General features: G+C 63.8%; 17 protein-coding genes and 1 tRNA gene. 7 read left to right on the top strand and 11 right to left on the bottom strand.

The features are described 5' to 3' along the window. The first annotated feature begins 44 nt into the window (after nucleotides 1–44). From EOB49_RS02045 to EOB49_RS02035, 3 genes are all read left to right on the top strand, one after another. Nucleotides 45–596, top strand: a complete 552-nt coding sequence (locus tag EOB49_RS02045) for a sigma-70 family RNA polymerase sigma factor (protein ID WP_127379999.1) — start codon at nucleotides 45–47, stop codon at nucleotides 594–596. A gap of 1 nt (nucleotide 597) precedes the next feature. Next, entirely contained in the window at nucleotides 598–1,236 is a 639-nt protein-coding gene (locus EOB49_RS02040) for an NrsF family protein (RefSeq protein ID WP_127331580.1), read from the top strand. Nucleotides 1,237–1,368: 132 nt separating this feature from the next. Further along, the gene (locus tag EOB49_RS02035; protein ID WP_127379998.1) at nucleotides 1,369–3,387 is read left to right on the top strand and encodes a PAS domain S-box protein; all 2,019 of its coding nucleotides are present in this window, start codon (nucleotides 1,369–1,371) and stop codon (nucleotides 3,385–3,387) included. Between the two features lie 57 nt (nucleotides 3,388–3,444). Here EOB49_RS02035 and EOB49_RS02030 read toward each other — a convergent pair whose 3' ends face one another. From EOB49_RS02030 to EOB49_RS02000, 7 genes are all read right to left on the bottom strand, one after another. After that, the gene (locus tag EOB49_RS02030; RefSeq protein WP_013529423.1) at nucleotides 3,445–4,323 is read right to left on the bottom strand and encodes a 3-hydroxybutyryl-CoA dehydrogenase; all 879 of its coding nucleotides are present in this window, start codon (nucleotides 4,321–4,323) and stop codon (nucleotides 3,445–3,447) included. A gap of 116 nt (nucleotides 4,324–4,439) precedes the next feature. Next, complete coding sequence (locus EOB49_RS02025) at nucleotides 4,440–5,369, bottom strand: electron transfer flavoprotein subunit alpha/FixB family protein (RefSeq protein ID WP_127379997.1); 930 nt, start codon at nucleotides 5,367–5,369, stop codon at nucleotides 4,440–4,442. Nucleotides 5,370–5,392: 23 nt separating this feature from the next. Beyond that, the gene (locus EOB49_RS02020; RefSeq protein ID WP_027038146.1) at nucleotides 5,393–6,142 is read right to left on the bottom strand and encodes an electron transfer flavoprotein subunit beta/FixA family protein; all 750 of its coding nucleotides are present in this window, start codon (nucleotides 6,140–6,142) and stop codon (nucleotides 5,393–5,395) included. Between the two features lie 181 nt (nucleotides 6,143–6,323). After that, entirely contained in the window at nucleotides 6,324–7,124 is an 801-nt protein-coding gene (locus EOB49_RS02015; RefSeq protein WP_127379996.1) for a rhomboid family intramembrane serine protease, read from the bottom strand. A 29-nt stretch (nucleotides 7,125–7,153) separates the two neighbouring features. Next, nucleotides 7,154–7,735, bottom strand: coding sequence for a cob(I)yrinic acid a,c-diamide adenosyltransferase (locus EOB49_RS02010; protein ID WP_127323053.1), 582 nt, complete (start codon nucleotides 7,733–7,735; stop codon nucleotides 7,154–7,156). Between the two features lie 22 nt (nucleotides 7,736–7,757). Then, nucleotides 7,758–7,949 (bottom strand): twin transmembrane helix small protein, encoded by a 192-nt coding sequence (locus EOB49_RS02005; RefSeq protein WP_013529428.1) that lies wholly within the window; start codon nucleotides 7,947–7,949, stop codon nucleotides 7,758–7,760. Nucleotides 7,950–7,974: 25 nt separating this feature from the next. Further along, the gene (locus EOB49_RS02000; protein ID WP_127379995.1) at nucleotides 7,975–8,841 is read right to left on the bottom strand and encodes an SDR family oxidoreductase; all 867 of its coding nucleotides are present in this window, start codon (nucleotides 8,839–8,841) and stop codon (nucleotides 7,975–7,977) included. Nucleotides 8,842–8,896: 55 nt separating this feature from the next. Here EOB49_RS02000 and EOB49_RS01995 point away from each other — a divergent pair, with 55 nt between their 5' ends. After that, nucleotides 8,897–9,748 (top strand): YihY/virulence factor BrkB family protein, encoded by an 852-nt coding sequence (locus EOB49_RS01995; RefSeq protein WP_127270626.1) that lies wholly within the window; start codon nucleotides 8,897–8,899, stop codon nucleotides 9,746–9,748. Between the two features lie 118 nt (nucleotides 9,749–9,866). Here EOB49_RS01995 and EOB49_RS01990 read toward each other — a convergent pair whose 3' ends face one another. Continuing rightward, a complete protein-coding gene (locus tag EOB49_RS01990) occupies nucleotides 9,867–10,763 on the bottom strand; it encodes a DMT family transporter (protein ID WP_127379994.1) in 897 nt (298 codons plus the stop codon). 148 nt (nucleotides 10,764–10,911) lie between these two features. Then, nucleotides 10,912–11,787, bottom strand: a complete 876-nt coding sequence (gene gluQRS, locus EOB49_RS01985; RefSeq protein WP_127379993.1) for a tRNA glutamyl-Q(34) synthetase GluQRS — start codon at nucleotides 11,785–11,787, stop codon at nucleotides 10,912–10,914. 73 nt (nucleotides 11,788–11,860) lie between these two features. Between gluQRS and EOB49_RS01980 the strand changes: the two genes are divergently transcribed. Both EOB49_RS01980 and EOB49_RS01975 read left to right on the top strand, forming a co-directional pair. Next, on the top strand, nucleotides 11,861–12,520 hold the full coding sequence (locus tag EOB49_RS01980; RefSeq protein ID WP_127379992.1) for a DNA-3-methyladenine glycosylase: 660 nt from the start codon (nucleotides 11,861–11,863) through the stop codon (nucleotides 12,518–12,520). A gap of 110 nt (nucleotides 12,521–12,630) precedes the next feature. Beyond that, nucleotides 12,631–13,188: an HNH endonuclease gene (locus EOB49_RS01975; protein ID WP_006328497.1), complete on the top strand. Its 558-nt coding sequence runs from the start codon at nucleotides 12,631–12,633 to the stop codon at nucleotides 13,186–13,188. Nucleotides 13,189–13,352: 164 nt separating this feature from the next. Here the strand turns inward: EOB49_RS01975 and EOB49_RS01970 are convergent, their stop codons facing one another. Further along, a complete protein-coding gene (locus EOB49_RS01970) occupies nucleotides 13,353–13,871 on the bottom strand; it encodes a disulfide bond formation protein B (protein ID WP_127379991.1) in 519 nt (172 codons plus the stop codon). 34 nt (nucleotides 13,872–13,905) lie between these two features. Then, a complete protein-coding gene (locus EOB49_RS01965; protein WP_023811139.1) occupies nucleotides 13,906–14,493 on the bottom strand; it encodes a YqaA family protein in 588 nt (195 codons plus the stop codon). A 276-nt stretch (nucleotides 14,494–14,769) separates the two neighbouring features. On the opposite strand from EOB49_RS01965, the gene EOB49_RS01960 reads away from it, so the two are divergent. Next, nucleotides 14,770–14,854, top strand: a tRNA-Leu gene (locus tag EOB49_RS01960). The last annotated feature ends 103 nt before the right edge of the window (nucleotides 14,855–14,957 follow it).

The following is a 14,957-nucleotide window of genomic DNA, read 5'->3' as shown; positions in this document are numbered from 1 at the left end:
AACAAATCAGCGCCGAGACGCGAAATTCGGGGGAGTGAACTCTTGTGAGCGGCAAGGACGAGGCCGAACTTTCCCGGCTGATGCGGGCCGCGATCGCGGGAGATGAAAGGGCTTACGCCGACTTTCTGCACCGGATTGCCGCGCTGGTTCGCGGTTTTGCCAGGCGCAAGATCGTGCAGGGCGGGGTCGATCCCGAGGATGTCGTGCAGGAAACCTTGCTGGCCATTCATGTAAAACGACATACCTGGCGCCAGGATGCGCCGGTGTTGCCGTGGATCTACGCGATCGCCCGCTTCAAGCTGATCGATGCGTTCCGGCGGCGAGGACGGCGCATCGAGATCGATGTCGACGATATCGCCGAGACGTTCGCCGAGCCGGAAACCGAGACCGTCAGCGAGCGAGACATCAACCGGGCATTGGACAGCCTGTCGCCGGCACAGCGCTCCGTGGTCTCGGCCGTGTCGGTGGAAGGGCGGTCCATCGGTGAGACGGCGGCGAAGTTCGGCATCAGCGAGACGGCGGTGCGTGTGTCGCTGCATCGCGGACTTGCCGCGATAGCCAAGCGATTCGGGCAGGGGCGGTTCGGGCGGGAATGACATGAGGACGGATGATCTCATCAAGGCGCTGGACGCCGACGCAAGCAGCAAGGCAATCCCGCTGCTATCGGCCTGGTGGCTGGCCGCCGGTGCGGGGGCGGTGATCGCGGCCGTCGTATTCCTGCTGACCATCGGCCCGCGCCCGGACTTCATGGCGGCCGCTCACACGATGCGCTTCCTCTCCAAATTCGTCTTCACCATCGTGCTGGCCGTCAGCGCCTTCGCCCTGATCCGCGCCTTGTCGACGCCGGGCGCCTCGACGGGCCGGGCAATGGCCTGGATGGCTGCGGCGCCGGTGCTGGTCGCCGTGGCGGTGCTTCTTGAGCTTTTCATGGTGCCGGAGGCGCTGTGGGGTACACGGATGGTCGGCTCCAACATGATGCTCTGCATGGGCTTCATCCCGCTGATCGGTATTGGCCCGCTTGCCATCTTCCTGTGGATGCTGCGCTATGGCGCGCCGACACGGCCGGTGCTTGCCGGTGCGGTGGCGGGTCTGCTCGCCGGCGGGCTGGCGGCAACCTTCTATGCCGCGCACTGCTTCGACGACTCGCCGCTTTTCGTCGCCACCTGGTACACGGCAGCGATCGCAGGGCTCGCATTGCTCGGTGCGCTCGGCGGACGGTTTTTCATACGCTGGTAGCGTTTCGTAACGATCGCGGACCCGTGCACCGATCCTTAATCATGCCGGCAATTGTTTGCCGGTTAGCGACCACGCCGGCATGCCGGACGCAACCTTTCCTTAAAATCGATCCGCCAAGGTTGATGCGAGAACATGCGTTTGCGCACGGGGGTGGCACGTATCGTGATGTGGCGAGGATTGACCAGCCGAAAATCTCTTGCGTATGCAGGGCTGGCGTTGCTCGTCGCCGGCCTGGGCGTGCTGGCGACCTCGATCCTGCTGTCGAGCCTGGATTTCGGCACCGAAGCGTTGAGGCTCTGCCTGCAGATCGCGGTGGCGGTGGCGGCGGGCGCGCTGTTCCTCGCCGCCCTGTCTATCCGCAGGATCAGCAGGGATCGCCAGCAGATCGCCGAGAGCGAACTGCGCTTCCGCCGCGCCATGGAGGATTCGGCGATCGGCATCGTGGTTGTCGGTCTCGACGGTCGCATCCGCCAAACCAATCCAGCCTTCGCCGCCATGCTTGGCTACACAAGCGAAGAGATCGAGGCGCTGACTTTCTTCCAGATCACGCATCCCGACGATCTGCTGATCGGGCGGGAGACGATGGACGATCTGAAGGCGGGCACGGTCAATTCCTTCCACTTCGAGAAGCGTTATCTCAGGAAGGACGGAACGCCCGTCTGGGCCCATCTTGCCGGTTCGGTCATTCGCGATGAGACCAGCGGCCGCCCGCTCTATCTCGTCTCGCAAATCGAGAACATCGACGCGCGCAAGCAGGCCGAGGCGCGCATTGCCGAAGCGGAGACGCGTTGGAATTTCGCGCTCGCCGGTGCCGGCCAAGGCGTCTGGGACCTCGACATGCGCAAGGGCGGCACGACCTATTCCTCGACCTGGGTCAAGATGCTGGGCTATGCGGATAGCGAGCTCGATGGCGACACCGATCGCTGGCTGACGATGATTCATCCCGACGATCGCGAGACTGTCGCCGAAGCGGATCGCGCTCATCTCGAGGGCAAGACACCGTTCTTTGAGGCCGAGTTCAGGATGCGCCACAAGGATGGCCACTGGATGTGGATACTCGACCGCGGCAAGGCCATCGAACGCGACGAGAATGGACGGCTGATCAGGGCCATCGGCAGCCTGACCGACATCACCCGTCGCAAGGAGGCCGAAGAGCGCCTTACTGTGTCGGCGGCAATGCTTGCCGACGAAAAGGAGCGGCTGAGGGTGACGCTGCAATCGATCGGCGATGCCGTCATCTGCACCGATGCCGCAAACCGTATCACCTTCATGAACCCGGTCGCCGAAAAGCTGACCGGGATTGCCGGCGGCGAGGCTCTCGGCAAGATGCTTGGCCATGTCTACTGGGCGGTCGACGAGGAGACGGGGCACAGGATCGGCGTCACCCGGCCCGCAGTTGGCGTTCATGCGCCCGCCGACCAGAACAGCCGCGCCGTCCTGATCCGGCGCGACGACACGCGCTGCAGCATCCGCCAGGTGGTGTCGCCGATCATCAACGAACGGAACGAATTCTGCGGGCTGGTCATCGTCTTCCAGGACTTTACCGATGCGCGCGCGCTGCAGCGCCAGCTGGCGCACGCCGCGGCACACGATGCGCTGACCGGCCTTGCCAACCGCTCCAGCTTCATCCGCGCCATGGAAGACCTGGTCGGCCAGGCGCGCAAGGACGGCACCGCCGACACGACGAAGTCGGTCGGAGGCGCCGGACATCAGTTCATGTTCATCGATCTCGACCACTTCAAACTGGTCAACGACACCGGCGGACACGCGGCGGGAGACGGGCTGCTGAAGCGGGTTGCCGAGGCGATTCGCGGCGTGCTTGGTCCAGACGATATCGTCGCTCGCCTCGGCGGCGACGAATTCGCGGTCATTCTGAAATCGGGTTCGGCAGCCGGCGCCAAGATCGCGGCACGCTCCATCATCGATGCGATCGGCGGGCTGGACTTCACCTGGGACGGCCGTCCTCACGTGATCGGCGCCAGCATCGGACTGGCTGCGATCAATGCCAATTGCGGCGAGGTCGACGAGATCATCGCGAGAGCCGATGCGGCCTGCTATGCGGCCAAGGCGGCCGGCCGCGGCTGTGTCTCCATGGCGTCCGACGCACGGATCGTGGAGGGCCGGACAGAGCCGCTGGCGGCGGCCTCCTGATCGAGCCTGTCAACCGCCGATCCGAAGGCTTGTCCCTGATTTGCGTCGACGATGCGCTCAGCGCGTCGGAACGGGATGCTCGCCACGATAGTCGTAGAAGCCGCGCCCGGTCTTGCGGCCGAGCCAGCCGGCCTCGACATATTTCACCAGCAGCGGGCAAGGGCGGTACTTGGAGTCCGACAGGCCGTCATGCAGCACCTGCATGATCGACAGGCAGGTATCGAGCCCGATGAAATCGGCCAACTGCAGCGGCCCCATCGGATGGTTGGCGCCGAGCCGCATGGCGGTGTCGATGGCGTCGACCGAGCCGACACCCTCATAGAGCGTGTAGATCGCCTCGTTGATCATCGGCAACAGGATGCGGTTGACGATGAAGGCCGGAAAATCCTCCGAGACCGTGATCGTCTTGTCGAGCTGCTTCACATAGGTCTTGGCAGCCTCGAAGGTCTGGTCCTCGGTGGCGATGCCGCGCACCAGCTCGACCAGCTTCATCAGCGGCACCGGGTTCATGAAATGTATGCCGATGAACCGCTCAGGCCGGTCGGTCTGCGCGGCAAGCCGCGTGATCGAGATCGACGAGGTGTTGGTCGCCAGGATGGCTTCGGGATTGAGCTGCGGACAAAGCTGGGCGTAGATCTTGCGCTTGACCGTCTCGTCCTCTGTCGCCGCCTCGATCACCAGATCCGCGCCGGCAAGATCGGCCATCGCGGGCGCGGCCGAAATGCGGCCCATCGCGTCGTTGCGCACCTTCTCGTCGAGCTTGCCGGACCCCACCTGGCGGGCCATGTTGCCGCTGATTGTGGCGATGCCTTTCTCGATGCGGTCGGGCGAAATATCGTAGATCAGCACCTTGTAGCCCGAAAGCGCGGAGACATGGGCGATGCCGCCGCCCATCTGGCCCGCGCCGATGATGCCGATCGTCTCGATCTTGCTCATTACACCGATCCCGTCAAAAGGCCTTTGCGGCCTGCTTTTTGTGCGGTGCAAACTAAAAGGGCGGGGCGACTTCGTCTACCCCACCCTCACCATTTAATACGCTTTGGCAGAAAGCGTCAAAGCGCCTTTTGCAGCTCCGGCAGAATGACGAAGAGATCGCCGACGAGGCCGTAGTCGGCAACCTGGAAAATCGGCGCCTCCTCGTCCTTGTTGATGGCGACGATGACCTTCGAATCCTTCATGCCGGCGAGATGCTGGATGGCGCCGGAGATGCCCACCGCAATGTAGAGATCAGGGGCGACGACCTTGCCGGTCTGGCCGACCTGCCAGTCGTTCGGCGCATAGCCGGCATCGACCGCGGCGCGGGAGGCGCCGACGGCGGCACCGAGCTTGTCGGCGACCGGCAGGATGACCTCCTGGAACTTCTCCGCCGAACCCAGCGCACGACCCCCCGAGATGATGATCTTGGCCGAGGTCAGCTCCGGACGGTCGGTCTCGGAAAGCTTGTTCTCGACGAAGGTGGACAGGCCGGGATTGGCCGCGGCCTTGACGGTCTCGACCGCCGCCGAGCCGCCCTCGGGGGCTGCCTGGAACGAGGCTGTGCGCACCGTGATCACCTTCTTGGCGTCGCTCGACTGCACCGTCTGGATGGCGTTGCCGGCATAGATCGGCCGCTTGAAGGTGTCGGGCGATACGACTTCGATGATCTCGGACACCTGCGCGACATCGAGCAGCGCTGCGACGCGCGGCGCGACATTCTTGCCCGACGAGGTCGCCGGCGCGATGATGGTGTCGTAGGTGCCCGCCAGCGACACAATGAGCGCTGCCGTCGGTTCGGCCAGGCGCTCGGCAAGTTCGTCTGCCTCGGCCAGCAGCACCTTGCTCACGCCCTTGAGCTTGGCGGCAGCGTCGGCTGCCGGCTTGGCGCCCTTGCCGGCAACCAGCACATGCACGTCCGAGCCGATCTGCAGCGCCGCCGACAGCGCCTTGGCGGTCTGGTCGGAAAGCGTTGCGTTGTCGTGTTCTGCGATGAGGAGAATAGCCATTTTTCTGTTCCTTTCCCGATCGCTTACAACACGCCGGCTTCGTTCTTGAGCTTGTCGACCAGTTCGGCCACCGACTTGACCTTGACGCCTGCCTTGCGGCCACTCGGCTCCTCGGTCTTGATGACCTTCAGCCGCGGCTTGACGTCGGCGCCGTAGTCGGCCGGGGTCTTCTCGTCGAGCTGCTTCTTCTTGGCCTTCATGATGTTGGGCAACGAGGCATAGCGCGGCTGGTTGAGGCGAAGGTCGGCGGTGACGATCACCGGCATCTTCAGTTCCACGGTCTGCAGGCCGCCGTCGACCTCGCGCGTCACCTTGGCCTTGTCGCCGTCGAGCACGATCTTGGAAGCGAAGGTGCCCTGCGCCCAGCCAAGCAGTGCCGCCAGCATCTGGCCGGTCTGGTTGGAGTCGTCGTCGATCGCCTGCTTGCCGAGAATGACGAGGCCGGGCTGCTCGGCGTCGACGACGCCTTTCAGTACCTTGGCGACGCCGAGCGGCTCGGTCTGTTCGTCGGTCTTAACCAGGATGGCGCGGTCGGCGCCCATGGCGAGCGCGGTGCGCAGTGTTTCCTGCGCCTGCTGCGGGCCGATCGAGACGACGATGATTTCTTCAGCCTTGCCGGCTTCCTTCAGCCGGATTGCTTCTTCCACCGCGATTTCGTCAAACGGGTTCATCGCCATCTTGACGTTGGCGAGCTCCACCGCCGAACCATCAGCCTTCACGCGAACCTTGACGTTCGCATCCACAACCCGCTTCACGGGCACAAGGATCTTCATTTGCCTGTCACCTCTTCACGCTAGTTGGGCGCGCTATAACAGCCTGCGCCCGTTCTGAGTTGTCGAAAGCCGACATTTCGGATGGAAATTCTGGTCTTTGCCCGCCTTAGGTTGCGGCGGTGACGTTTCCGTAGTTGCGGCAACCCTGCACGTCAATACGCTGCAAGCGGCTCAAATCGGTTCAGTCCGAACTGGAAGCGTTTCCTCGCCCCCAGCGCGGCGTCGCGGCGGGCGGGTCGGGGATCAGCGGTTCCGTGGCAACCGGCGGTTGGTCGGGAGCGGTGGGCGCGACGTCCTCGTCGGCGCCGGCAAACAGCGGCACGCCGCGGCTGCGCAGGACGAGCACAAGAACGGCTCCGGCAATGATGCCGCCGATATGGCAGGCCCACGAAATCTGGTCCTCGCCGCCGGCGGCAAACATCACCACCTGGAACAGCACCCACAAGATGAGCGGGATGAAGGCCGGAATCCGCAGCGGGATGCGGGCGAAGGCCAGCACCCAGACCTTCACCCTGGGATAAAGGATCAGATAGGCGACGACCACGCCGGCGATGGCGCCGGAGGCACCGATCAGCGGCGCCTGCGAATCCCAGGCGACGAGGCCCTGGAAAGCGGCGCCGGCGATCGCGCACAACAGGTAGAAGATGAGGTAGCGGATGTGGCCGAGCGCATCCTCGACATTGTCGCCGAACACCCACAGGAACAGCATGTTGCCGCCGAGATGGAAGATGTCTGCATGCAGGAAGGAATAGGTGAGGTAGCTCAGGCTTTCGGGGATGACGATGAAACGGGGATCGAGCTCGGCGGTGTCATGGACGACCGACGGGATGAAGCCGAGACCAAGCACGGCGGCATTGGAGAAACTCTCGCCGCCGAGCGCGGTGGCGAGGTAGACCAGGGCATTGACCACGATCAGCCCGATCGTCACATATTGCAGCCTGATGTGCCGCAGCCTGTTGGTGTCGTAAAGCGGGATGAACATTGCCCCAGGCCCTCTTCCGCTTTCGACAATCAGCGGTTCTTGCCGGGAACCCATAGCACGTCGGCGTTTCCGTTGTCATTGACCGCCCGGGCGGCGACAAACAGGAAATCCGAGACTCGGTTGATGTATTTCAGACCGTCGCGGTTGACGTGCTCGTCCGGATACTGGGCAAGGGCCACGATCAGCCTTTCGGCCCGCCGCGCCACGGTGCGGGCAAGGTGAAGTGCCGCCGCTGCCGGCGTGCCGCCATTGAGCACGAAGGATTTGAGCGGCTGAAGCTCCTTGTTGAGAAGGTCGATGTCCTTTTCGACCCGGTCAGTCTGCACGGCGACGATGCGAAGCGGCTCATAGCCGAGCGGCTTGCCGTCGTCGGGCACGGCGAGATCGGCGCCGAGGTCGAACAGATCGTTCTGGATGCGGGAAAGCATGGCGTCGATCGCGGGATGGGTCGCGGCCGTGTGGACCCGGGCGATGCCGATGCAGGCATTGGCTTCGTCGACCGTGCCGTAGGCGTCTACCCGCAGGTCGGATTTCAGCCGCCTCTCGCCGGTGCCGAGACCCGTGGTGCCATCATCGCCGGTGCGGGTGTAGATCTTGTTGAGCTTGACCATTTCGCCTCCCCGCCGACATCCCTCACTTGCGGGTGAAATACACCGCAAGCAGGATCAGCACCAGCGCCACGGCCTGCAGCATGACGCGCGCCTGCATCAGCTTGTTCGATGTGACGCCGGAGCCGCCGCGCATCATATTGATGAGGCCACGAACAAGCACGACCGCAACGGCGACCATGACCAGAATGGCGAGAATGTTGAAGACGGTTGCCATTGTTTCGTTCCAGTTGTTTTGGCGTTCAGGCGCGTTTGGCCATCAGGCGGTAAAGCATCGATGCCGGCAGGACGCGTTTGAGCACCGCACCGATCCTGGCCGGCACTGTTACCACATAGTGCGGGCGCGGGCGCCGCGACAGAAGTGCATGGCGAAGCGCCGCATGAACGACTTCCGGCCCTGGCTTCAAGGCCGATTGGCTGCCGCCGGCCCGCAGCCGCTCGAGTTGCGCCGCATAGTCCGCGCGGTGCACGGAATTCTCGTGGTCGATGTTGCTGAGAAACCAAATGAGGCCATTGCTGGCGATCTTCGACTTCACCGGCCCCGGCTCGATCAGCGAAACGTGGACGCCGCTGCCGGCCAGTTCCTGGCGCTGGCAGAGCATCAAGGCCTCCAGTGCATGCTTCGACGCGGAATAGGCGCCGCGAAAGCGCACCGGGACGAGGCCAAGGATCGACGAGCAATGGACGATGCGGCCCTGACCCTGGCGGCGCATCACCGGCACCAGCCGGCGGGTCAAATCATGCCATCCGAAGAAATTCGCCTCGAACTGCTGCTTGAGCGCCGCAACGGGCAGATCCTCGACTGCGCCCGGCTGCGCATAGGCGCCGTTGTTGAAAAGGGCGTCGAGCCGGCCGCCGGTGCGGTCGAGCACCGCCGCCACCAGCGAGGCGATGGAGTCCGGCTCGCAATAATCGAGATAGAAGGCCTCGATGCCATCGGCTTCGAGCGCGGCGATGTCCTGCGGCTTGCGCGCCGTTGCGAACACCCGCCAGCCTTCTGCCTTCAACGCGCGGGCGCAGTACGCGCCTATTCCCGAAGACGCACCGGTGATGATAATCGAGCGCAACTTCTGCGCCGGACTGTTCGTGGTTTCGCCAAGGGTTGCCATTTGCCGCAATCCCTTCCCATATTCCCGGCGTGGAGACAATTGGAGGGTGCGGTTCTTGTTGCGGAAGATCGTAGCCCTCAAGCGGGTCCTCTACGACGCGCTTGGTCATTTCAATACCGATGACGGCTGGGCGATGGCCAGCCATCTGGCGATCACATCGCTGATGGCGCTGTTCCCGTTCCTGATCTTCGCGACGACGCTGGCGAGCTTCCTCGGCGCGCAGGCGTTCTCCGACACCGCCGTCCATCTGGTCTTCGACACCTGGCCCGAACAGATCGCCAAGCCGATCGCGCGCGAAGTGCTCAATGTGCTGACCGTCCGGCGCACCGACCTTTTGACCTATGGTGTGGTGCTTGCTGCCTATTTTGCGTCGAACGGCATCGAGGCGCTGCGCACGTCGCTCAACCGCGCCTATCGCGTTTCGGAAACGCGCGGCATCATCTACCGCCGGGTGCAGAGCATCATCTTCGTTCTCATCGCCACGGCCGGTTTCCTGGCGATCAGCGTGCTCCTGGTGTTCGCGCCGCTGCTGGCGCGGATCGCCGAAGCCCATATCGACTGGATAAAGCCCTATATGGGCACCATCACGCTGTGGCGTTACGTAATCGCTTCGGCGGTCATTGTCGGCGGATTGTTTGCCGTGCATTTCTGGCTGCCGGCGGGCAAGCGCCGCTTCGTCTCGCTGGTGCCGGGCATCGTCTTCACGCTGGCGGCATGGCTTATCGGCTCGACCATCTTCGCCACCTATCTCGACCACTTTTCGTCCTACGTGACGACCTATGCCGGCCTGGCCTCGATCATGATCGCCGTGGTCTTCCTCTACATGGTATCGGCGATCTTTATCCTTGGCGGCGAGCTCAATGCCGCGATCAGCCGCTATCTGGAGGCACGTGCGCGGGTGGGATGACAGGTAGAATTGAGGAATTGAAGAACTGAAGAATTGGAGAAAAAGCGGGCCATATCCGGCGCTGTCTGTGCTTCTTCCTCAATTCCTCAATTCCTCAATTCCTCAATTCCTCAATTCCTCAATTCCTCAATTCCACAGTTCTTCCCTTCGTCTGCCGTGCTGTTGCCAGGCCAACGCCGAATGTGGTGATGGCCATGCCGGCAATCTGCAGCGCGTTGAGCTGTTCGTCGAAGAGTGCCCAGGCGATGACCGCCGTCACCGCCGGCACCAGATAGAACAGCGACGCCACCTTCGACATCTCGCCGTCGCGGATCATGACCATCAGCAGGAAGATGGCGCCGAGCGACAGCACCAGCACCAGCCAGGCCATGGCGAAGATCAGCTCGCCATTGATAACGACGGTGTGGGTTTCGAAAGCGAGCGAGGCGAGGAGCATCAGCGAACCACCGCCGACATATTGCCACATGGTCGCCGCGACGAGGTCGCCGCCGGAGGCGAAGCGCTTCTGCCAGATGGTGCCGGCGCTCATGCCGAGCACCGAGACCAGCGAGGCGGTCAATGTCGCCGCGGTCACGCCGCCGCCCAGCGCGCCGAGCTTCGGCCACAGCACGATGACGATACCGATGAGGCCGATGCCAAGGCCAAGCCAGTGGCGCGGCAGGATCGCCTCGCCGAGAAACTTACCGGCAAGCACCGCCGTGATCAGTGGCTGCAGGCCGACGATGAGGGCTGAAAAGCCGGCCGGCATGCCCCTGTGGATGGCCCAGAAGACGGCGCCGAGATAGACGCCATGCATCAGGATGCCGGCGCCGGTGGCATGCAGCGCCTCCTCGCGGGTGGCTCTTTTCGAACCCAGCACAAGCATCAGGACAGCCAGCAGGATGGCAGCGAGGACGAAACGCGCGGCGAGGAAGGTGAACGGTTCCGCCCACGGCATGGCGTAGCGCGCACCGATGAAGCCGGTGGCCCACAGGACGACGAAGGTGGCGGGAATGAACCGCTTGATGCTGTGCATGTTCCGCAGACGCCGCACTGGAGGGAGTTGACCGTGGCGCTGCTTTACTGCGCTTCAACCCGGCGTGCAAAACGAAACCATTGATCCATGCATCACCGGAATTCAACGGGCGTCAAGTTCGACATGCGTTACCTTGGCCGCGCCGCGCTCAAAGCCCGACCATCCCCCTGATGTCGCCCGGTGATGCGCCGGCGTGACGCAGCGCGGCGAGGCCGGTATCGCCGAGGCTCTTCGACAGCTTTCGTCCGTCGGGTCCGAGGATGAGGCGATGATGGAAATAGGCCGGTTGCGGCAGCCCCAGGAGTTGCTGCAGCAGGCGCTGCACGCCGGTGGCGGAAAACAGGTCCTGGCCGCGCACGACGTGGCTGACGCCTTGCAGCGCATCGTCCATGACGACGGCGAGGTGGTAACTGGTCGGGATGTCACGGCGCGCCAAGATCACGTCGCCCCACTCCTGCGGGCGGGCTTCCACGGAGCGCGTCGCGGAGCGCGTCTCGTCGGAATACTCCGTCCAGGACAGGTCCTTGCCGACACGCGCCATGGCGGCCTCGACATCCAGACGCCAGGCGAAGGGCGCATTCTCGACTATCCGCCGCTGACGTTCCTTCAGCGGCAGCGCCTTGTCCGCGGCGGGGTAGAGCGGCACGCCATCGGGATCGCGCGGCCAGTCGCGCCCACGCTTTTCGCTGTCGGTGATGAAGGCGCGGATCTCGCCACGGCTCATGAAGGCGGGGTAGACGAGTTCCTCCCGGACCAGCCGCTCGAGCATCGCCTGGTATTCGGCGAAATGCTCGGACTGGCGGCGCACCGGCTCTTCCCAGCCAAGCCCCAGCCATTTCAGGTCGGCAAGCACGCCGGCCTCGAATTGCGGCGTGCAGCGCGTCGTGTCGATATCCTCGATGCGCAGCAGCAGGCGTCCGTCCGCCCGTGCCGCCAGCTTCTGGTTGAGCAGCGCCGAATAGGCGTGGCCGAGATGCAGGTCGCCGTTGGGGCTGGGCGCGAAGCGGAATGTCAGGAGTGTCATCTCTCAGGCGGCAATCATGTTTTGCGGCGCTTCGCCAATTGCTACCCTGTCGACGGTCGAGGAACAAGAAAGCATGCGCCGTATCGTGACATCAGACGACATTGCCCGGGGGCTCGATGCGCTTTGCGTGATCGACCCGCGCCTGGAAAAGGTGCGCGGCATGGCCGGCGAGGTGCCGCTGCGGCTGTCCGAGCCGGGGTTTCGAAGCCTGGCGTCGATCGTCGTCTCGCAGCAAGTGTCCCGCGCCAGTGCCGATGCCATCTTCGGCCGGCTGACCAAGCTTGTCGATCCGCTGACGCCGCAGGCGATCCTGGCCGCCGGCGAGGACATCTTTCGCGAAGCCGGCCTGTCGCGGCCCAAACAGCGCGGCCTGATCGCTGTTGCCCAGGCCGTGGTCGACGGCCTCGACCTTCATCACCTCTGTTCGCTCGATGCCGAGGAGGCGATCACGACGATGACGGCGGTGTCCGGCATCGGTCCGTGGACGGCGGAAGTGTATCTCTTATTCGCCGCCGGGCATCCCGACATCTTCCCCGCGCGCGACGTCGCGCTGCAGAGCGCGGTCGGCCACGCGCTCGGCATCGAGCCGCGTCCGCCGGAGAAAACCCTGATCGCATTGGCCGAATCATGGAGCCCGTGGCGAGGTGTCGCATCACGGCTTTTCTGGTCCTATTATCGCGAAACCAGAGGGCGGGACGCCGCGCCGCCGGCCTCAATCCGCAAAAAATCATAAAAATCATGCATTTTTGGCGCTTAGGCGACGCGACAATCCGCTTCACATCCCTGTCATGTCGGGCTTACAGTATCCGCGCCGTTCGGGTCTAGAACCAAGGAGGTGAACACGTGACGGTTGCCGTATCTCCGGATGGGCTTCCAGCACTGGTGCTGAATGCGGATTACCGTCCGCTCAGCTATTACCCCTTGTCGCTCTGGTCGTGGCAGGATGCCATCAAGGCGGTGTTCCTCGACCGGGTGAACATCGTCGCCGAATACGAGCACGCCGTCTCCTCGCCGACCTTCTCGATGAAGCTGCCGAGCGTGGTCAGCCTGAAGGCCTATGTGAAGCCGTCCAGGCACCCGGCCTTCACCCGCTTCAATGTCTTCCTGCGCGATCGCTTCCAGTGCCAGTATTGCGGCACGCCGGAGGATCTGACCTTCGATCACGTCATCCCCCGCCATCGCGGCGGCGCGACGACATGGGAGAATGTCGTTGCCGCCTGCTCGCCCTGCAATTTGAGGAAGGGCGGCATGATGCCCGCGCATGCCAAGATGTGGCCGCTGCAGAAGCCTTTCCAGCCGACGGTGCACGATCTGCACAACAATGGCCGCCTGTTCCCGCCCAACCATCTGCATGAGAGCTGGATGGATTATCTGTACTGGGATGTCGAACTCGAACCCTGAGATCGTTCGAGAATTCGGGAGGCTGGCCGTCTGGAGCAATTGTCTGCGCTTCCGATGCTCACGGACCAAATGTCCGCTCCGCTTCGGTTCTCGACAATCACTCCATACGACTCAGCCTGCGAATTCTTTGAACGATCTCGCGTCGGCGCCATCGCGCTGCTCAATCAGTCGCGGGTGAGGGCGCCGCGGAAGGCGACGGCGGCGAGGATCAGGCTGGCGATGGCGTTCCAGCCGGCCAGGGACAGGCCAAGGATGCGCAAGGCGGCTTTGTCGCAGGACGGCGGCACGAATTTGTCGAGCGCGTCGAGCACGCCCTTGCCGCCGGTGTCGACCGGCCCGGCGCCTGCGGTACAATCGGTCGGGCCGGCCCACCACTGCCATTCGACGCCGGAGTGGTAGACGCCGAGATAGAGGCCGTAGAGCATCAGGATGCCGCCGACGGCCAGCAGGCCGCGCGTCAGCCAGCTGGGTGCGTGCAGCATCGACGCAATCACCGCCAGCACCATGAGCGGCACGCCGATATAGTAGGGCGTGCGCTGTTCGAGGCAGAGGTGGCAGGGGATGTAGCCGCCGAGATACTGGACGCCGAGCGCCGAGCCGACGGTGGCGGCCATGGCGACGGCGAGGAACAAGGCGGTCAGCGTGCGCTGGCGTCCGGTGTCGGCATTCATGGTCGCTGTCATTTCAATCGGTCCGTCCGGCTCGCAATGGTTCTGTTCAGAACGCGTATTTGACCAGGATATAGAGCAAAATCAGGGCAGCCGCGCCGGCGCCGGCGATGAGGCCGAGGCGCTTTTCGATGAATTCGCGGATCGGTTCGCCATAATGGCGCAGCAGCCAGGCGAGCAGCAGGAAACGGCCACCGCGGGCCACGATCGCCAGCACCACGAACAACAGCAAATTGACGCCGATGACGCCGGACAGGATCGTCACCACCTTGATCGGCGGCAGGTGGGCAGCGCCCGACGTGATCAGCATCAGGACGATGAAGCCGACGCCTGCCCCTGCGCGCAGCGCTTCGAACTCGTCGTACTTGCCGTAGAATTCGAGGATCGGCCTCGCCACCGCGTCATAGGCGTAGTGGCCGATGAACCAGCCGGCGATGCCGCCCAGCACCGAGGCGACGGTGGCGATCAGCGCATAGCGGTAGGCGCGATCCGGCCGCGACAGCGCCATCGGCAGATAGAGCACGTCGGCCGGCACCAGGAACACCGAGCTTTCGACGAAGGCGATGAAGGCCAGCCACCATTCGGCGGATTTGCGGGCCGCCAGCGACAAGGTCCAGTCGTAAAGTCCGCGAAGCATCGGCACTCCTAATGCGTGTCGTTCCATTGCGCAGGCAGGTTGGGGTTTAACGGCATGCACGCAACAAAGACCCAGAGCACGCCATCCGTCCCCGCAGACGTGCCGCGCTTTGATGCGCCGCCTGTCTAGAAAGATTTTCCGCGCTGCACAATGGCAGTCCCCTCACGAAATCGAAAGGCGCAGTTTGGTCGCATCTTGAGGGCGCCGGAGAATTGGCCAGTTGACGAACAGCCCTCCAACCGTATAGTCCCGCGCCATCCAGGCCGCCCGGCCTGAGCCCCTATGGCGGAATTGGTAGACGCGCTCGACTCAAAATCGAGTTCCGCAAGGAGTGCTGGTTCGATTCCGGCTAGGGGCACCATCCTTCACTCTTCGAGCTTCGGGTGGGACAATTTAGCCTGTGTTTGTTTTGGGATCCGCTTGTGCGCGGCAGCGCCGGCGTTGCGTTCCCGGTTGGCCTTTTG

This window comes from Mesorhizobium sp. M7A.F.Ca.MR.148.00.0.0 (assembly GCF_003997735.1).
Taxonomy (GTDB): Bacteria; Pseudomonadota; Alphaproteobacteria; order Rhizobiales; family Rhizobiaceae; genus Mesorhizobium.
Note: the sequence above shows the minus strand (reverse complement) of the source record. Positions and strands in the feature narration are given on the sequence as shown.